Annotated in this window: 5 protein-coding genes and 1 pseudogene; 4 read left to right on the plus strand and 2 right to left on the minus strand. The window is 72.9% G+C overall.

The features are described 5' to 3' along the window. Positions 1-88 precede the first annotated feature (88 nt). Both ACFV5N_RS14670 and ACFV5N_RS14675 read left to right on the plus strand, forming a co-directional pair. Positions 89-349, plus strand: a pseudogene (locus tag ACFV5N_RS14670) (NAD(P)H-dependent glycerol-3-phosphate dehydrogenase); the annotation flags it as partial. Between the two features lie 35 nt (positions 350-384). Next, positions 385-1,527: a D-alanine--D-alanine ligase family protein gene (locus ACFV5N_RS14675; RefSeq protein ID WP_385598857.1), complete on the plus strand. Its 1,143-nt coding sequence runs from the start codon at positions 385-387 to the stop codon at positions 1,525-1,527. A gap of 63 nt (positions 1,528-1,590) precedes the next feature. Here the strand turns inward: ACFV5N_RS14675 and ACFV5N_RS14680 are convergent, their stop codons facing one another. Next, positions 1,591-2,139, minus strand: coding sequence for a DUF3515 domain-containing protein (locus ACFV5N_RS14680; RefSeq protein ID WP_385598858.1), 549 nt, complete (start codon positions 2,137-2,139; stop codon positions 1,591-1,593). Positions 2,140-2,158: 19 nt separating this feature from the next. Beyond that, positions 2,159-2,392, minus strand: coding sequence for an Lrp/AsnC ligand binding domain-containing protein (locus ACFV5N_RS14685; protein ID WP_346071487.1), 234 nt, complete (start codon positions 2,390-2,392; stop codon positions 2,159-2,161). Between the two features lie 132 nt (positions 2,393-2,524). Here ACFV5N_RS14685 and ACFV5N_RS14690 point away from each other — a divergent pair, with 132 nt between their 5' ends. Both ACFV5N_RS14690 and thiD read left to right on the plus strand, forming a co-directional pair. Further along, the gene (locus ACFV5N_RS14690) at positions 2,525-3,493 is read left to right on the plus strand and encodes a thiamine-phosphate kinase (protein WP_385598861.1); all 969 of its coding nucleotides are present in this window, start codon (positions 2,525-2,527) and stop codon (positions 3,491-3,493) included. Between the two features lie 14 nt (positions 3,494-3,507). Beyond that, positions 3,508-4,130, plus strand: a 623-nt coding sequence (gene thiD / locus ACFV5N_RS14695; protein ID WP_385598864.1) for a bifunctional hydroxymethylpyrimidine kinase/phosphomethylpyrimidine kinase, incomplete at its 3' end; no start/stop codon positions are given.

The following is a 4,130-nucleotide window of genomic DNA, read 5'->3' on the forward strand; positions in this document are numbered from 1 at the left end:
CCTTCACGAGACCCCCACCAACGTGATCTAGACTCGCGCCTTCGACGTCAGCGTCGGAGGTCTATACGTGACTGGTGCCCTCGGCGGCTCGAGCTCCTCGCCGCTGTCCCGCAACAACACCTTCGGGACCAACCTCGGCCGCGGCATGACCCTGGAGGAGACCATCGCCGTCACCAAACAGACCGCCGAGGGCGTGAAATCCTGCCGCTCGGTACGGGACCTGGCGCGCCGTTACGACGTCGACATGCCGCTCACCGAAACGGTGGTGGGCATCGTCCACGAGGGCGTCCAGCCGGCCGCCGCGCTCAAAGAGCTGATGGCACGCAGCGCCAAGGCCGAGCTTCGCTGACTCCCGGGCAGGTGTGCGAGTAGCCTCAAGGGGTTATGAGCAGCGACTCCACTCACCAGAGCCCCAAGCCCCGCGTCGCCGTCGTCTTCGGCGGACGCAGCTCCGAGCACACCATCTCGGTTCTCACCGCGGGCGCCGTGCTCCGCGCGATCGACCGGGAGCGGTACGACGTGCTGCCCATCGGCATCACCACCGACGGCCGCTGGGCGCTGACCGCCGACGATCCCGAGCGGATGGCCCTCTCCGGCCGCGAACTCCCGACCGTGGCCGGGATCGCCGAACCCGGCGGCGGCTCGGTGCTGCTGCCGGTGGACCCGGCCGCGCGCGAGGTCGTCCTCGCCGAGCCCGGCTCCGTGCCCAAGGACCTGGGCGAGGTCGACGTCGTCTTCCCCGTGCTGCACGGCCCCTACGGGGAGGACGGCACGCTCCAGGGACTGCTGGAGCTGTCCGGCGTGCCGTACGTCGGGGCCGGCGTGCTGGCCTCCGCCGTCGGCATGGACAAGGAGTACATGAAGCGGATCTTCCTCTCCTTCGGCCTCCCGGTCGGCCCCTACACGGTCATCCGCCCCCGCGAGTGGGACACCGACCCCGCCGCCGCCCGGAAGAAGATCGTGGACTTCGCCGGCGATCACGGCTGGCCGGTCTTCGTCAAGCCCGCCCGCGCGGGCTCCTCCATGGGCATCACCAAGGTCGACGACCTGGCGGGCCTGGACGAGGCCGTCGCCGAGGCCCGCGCGCACGACCCCAAGATCATCGTCGAGTCGCTGCTGCGCGGCCGGGAGATCGAGTGCGGTGTCCTGGAGTTCGAGGACGGGCCGCGCGCCTCCGTCCCCGCCGAGATCCCGCCCGTCTCCGACCACGACTTCTACGACTTCGAGGCCAAGTACCTCGACTCGGCCGAAGGCATCGTGCCCGCGCCGCTGACCCCCGAGCAGACCGACCGCGTCCGGGAACTGGCCGTGCTCGCCTACGAGGCCGTCTCCTGCGAGGGCCTGGTGCGGGCGGACTTCTTCCTCACCGAGGACGGCGAGTTCGTCATCAACGAGATCAACACCCTGCCCGGCTTCACCCCCATCTCGATGTACCCGAGGATGTGGCAGGCCAGCGGCGTGGACTACCCGGAGCTGATCGACCGGCTCATCCAGGCCGCGCTGCGCCGCTCGACGGGGCTGCGCTAGGCCGGCGGAACGGACGGCCGTACGGGGCGGCGCCGGCGCGGGCCCGCCCCGTACCGGCGCCGTTCAGGACCCGGCGGGCGGCCCGCCGTACAGTTCCTCCTGCGCGTACAGCTCGTCCAGCGGCACCTGGCCGGCGATCGCCTCGGCGAGATCCACCAGCGGGTTCACCTCGGGCGCGTACGCCGCCGGCACGGACACCTCCACGTTCACCGTGCGGTGCGTGGTGGTGAACAGCTTCCCGCCGCCGGGCGCATCCTCCAGCAGCCAGGAGACACCGTTGACGTCCACCGCGTCCGCGAGCGGGTCGTAGCTCTCCTCGCCCGGCGTCAGCACCAGCGGCAGCGGCACGCCGCAGCGCAGCACGATGGCCGGGTCGCCCCACAGGGCGGCGTACGGGGGAATGCCGTCGCCGTCCGCCCGTTCCCCGCCCTCCACCCGCTCCGGCAGGGCGGCGTCCAACGCGTCACACACCTCAGCCGCTGCGGCGTCCGGTGACGGCGCCACCACGGAGGGGGCGCCCTCCGCGCCGTCCGCCGCCGCGCACCCCGCGAGCGCCAACAGGACCGCCGAAGCGGCCGGGACGGTGCCGGAAAAGCGAACGGTGCGACTCACGCCGTCAGCATAAAACGCCCTACAGATTGACCACCGGGCAGGTCAGGGTGCGGGTGATGCCCGGCACCCGCTGCACCTGCGCCACCACCAGCCGCCCCAGATCGTCGACCGAGGCGGCCTCCGCGCGGACGATGACGTCGTACGGGCCCGTGACATCCTCGGCCTTGATCACCCCCGGTACCTCGGAGATGACCTCGGCCACGGCATGCGCCTTGCCCACCTCGGTCTGGATCAGGATGTACGCCTGTACCACAGGTCCTCCACAGCGGCTACGAGGAGCGGGGGCGCTACCGTAGCGCGTCATGACCTGTACCGGGAGACGTCGTCCGGTGCGGATCGCCGCGGATCGCCCGCGGCGGCACCGAAGCGAGCTGAGGAGAGCCGAGTGAAGGGCAGTGTGGGGGAGCTGGGGGAGTTCGGGCTGATCCGGGAGCTGACCTCCCGGATCGGCGACACTCCGGCCGTACGTCTCGGCCCCGGCGACGACGCCGCGGTGATCGCCGCCCCGGACCGGCGGGTGGTCGCCAGCACCGACATCCTGCTGGAGGGACGGCACTTCCGCCGCGACTGGTCCACGGCCTACGACGTCGGCCGCAAAGCCGCCGCCCAGAACCTCGCCGACATCGCCGCGATGGGCGCCGTGCCCACCGCCATCCTGCTCGGCCTCGTCGTCCCCGCCGAACTGCCCGTCACCTGGCCCACCGAACTGATGGACGGAATCCGCGACGAATGCCAGGTTGCCGGGGCCGGCGTCGCGGGCGGCGACGTGGTGCGCGGCGACACCATCACCGTCTCCATCACCGCCCTGGGCGACCTGCGCGACCGCGAGGCCGTCACGCGCGCCGGCGCCCGCCCGGGCGACCTGCTGGCCGTCACCGGCTGGCTCGGCTGGTCCGCCGCCGGATTCACCGTGCTCTCCCGGGGCTTCCGCTCCCCGCGCGCGTTCGTCGAGGCCCACCGCCGCCCCGAACCCCCGTACCACGCCGGCCCCGCCGCCGCGGCGCTCGGCGCCACCGCCATGACGGACGTCAGCGACGGACTCATCGCCGACCTCGGGCACATCGCCCACAGCAGCGGCGTACGGATCGACATCCACTCCGCCGCCCTCGACGTGCCCGCCCAGATGTCCGACATCGGGCACGCGGTGGGCGTCGACCCGCTGCACTGGGTGCTCACCGGCGGCGAGGACCACGCGATCGTGGCGACCTTCCCCGCCGACACCAAACTCCCCGCCCGCTGGCGGGTGATCGGCCAGGTGCTGCCGGCCCGGGGCAGCGTACGGCCCCAGGTGACCGTGGACGGCGCCCCGTGGGAGCGGGACGGGGGCTGGGACCACTTCGGTGCGGGCGGCTGAATAGGGTCGGGGCCATGACCTCCGCCGCGGCCGCCCCCGCCCCCCGTCCCGACTCCGCCGCGCCGCCCCGGGTGCTGACCGTCGCCGGTTCCGACTCGGGCGGCGGCGCGGGCATCCAGGCCGACCTGAAGACCATGCTGGCGCTGGGCACCCACGGCATGAGCGTGCTCACCGCCGTCACCGCGCAGAACTCCCTGGGTGTGCAGGGCGCCTGGCCGCTGCCCACCGAGGCGATACGCGCCCAGTTCCGCTCGGTCGTCGACGACATCGGGGTCCAGGCGGTGAAGACCGGCATGCTCGGCACCTCCGCCGTCGTGGAGACCGTCGCCGCGCTGCTGGAGGGCGTCGCCGTACCCGTGGTGGTGGACCCGGTCGGCGTCTCCAAACACGGTGACCGGCTGCTGGCAGCCGACGCGCTGCACGCCGTGCGCAGCGTGCTGCTGCCCGCCGCGACCGTCGTCACCCCCAACCTGGACGAAGTCGCCCAGCTCACCGGGGTACGGGTCACCGCCGAGTCCGACCTGCGGGCGGCGGCGGAGGCGGTGCTGGCGTACGGGCCGCGCTGGGTGCTCATCAAGGGCGGCCATCTGCCCGGCGGCGACGCCGTCGATCTCCTCACGGACGGAAACGCCGAGCT

This window comes from Streptomyces sp. NPDC059853 (assembly GCF_042731495.1).
Taxonomy (GTDB): domain Bacteria; phylum Actinomycetota; class Actinomycetes; order Streptomycetales; family Streptomycetaceae; genus Streptomyces.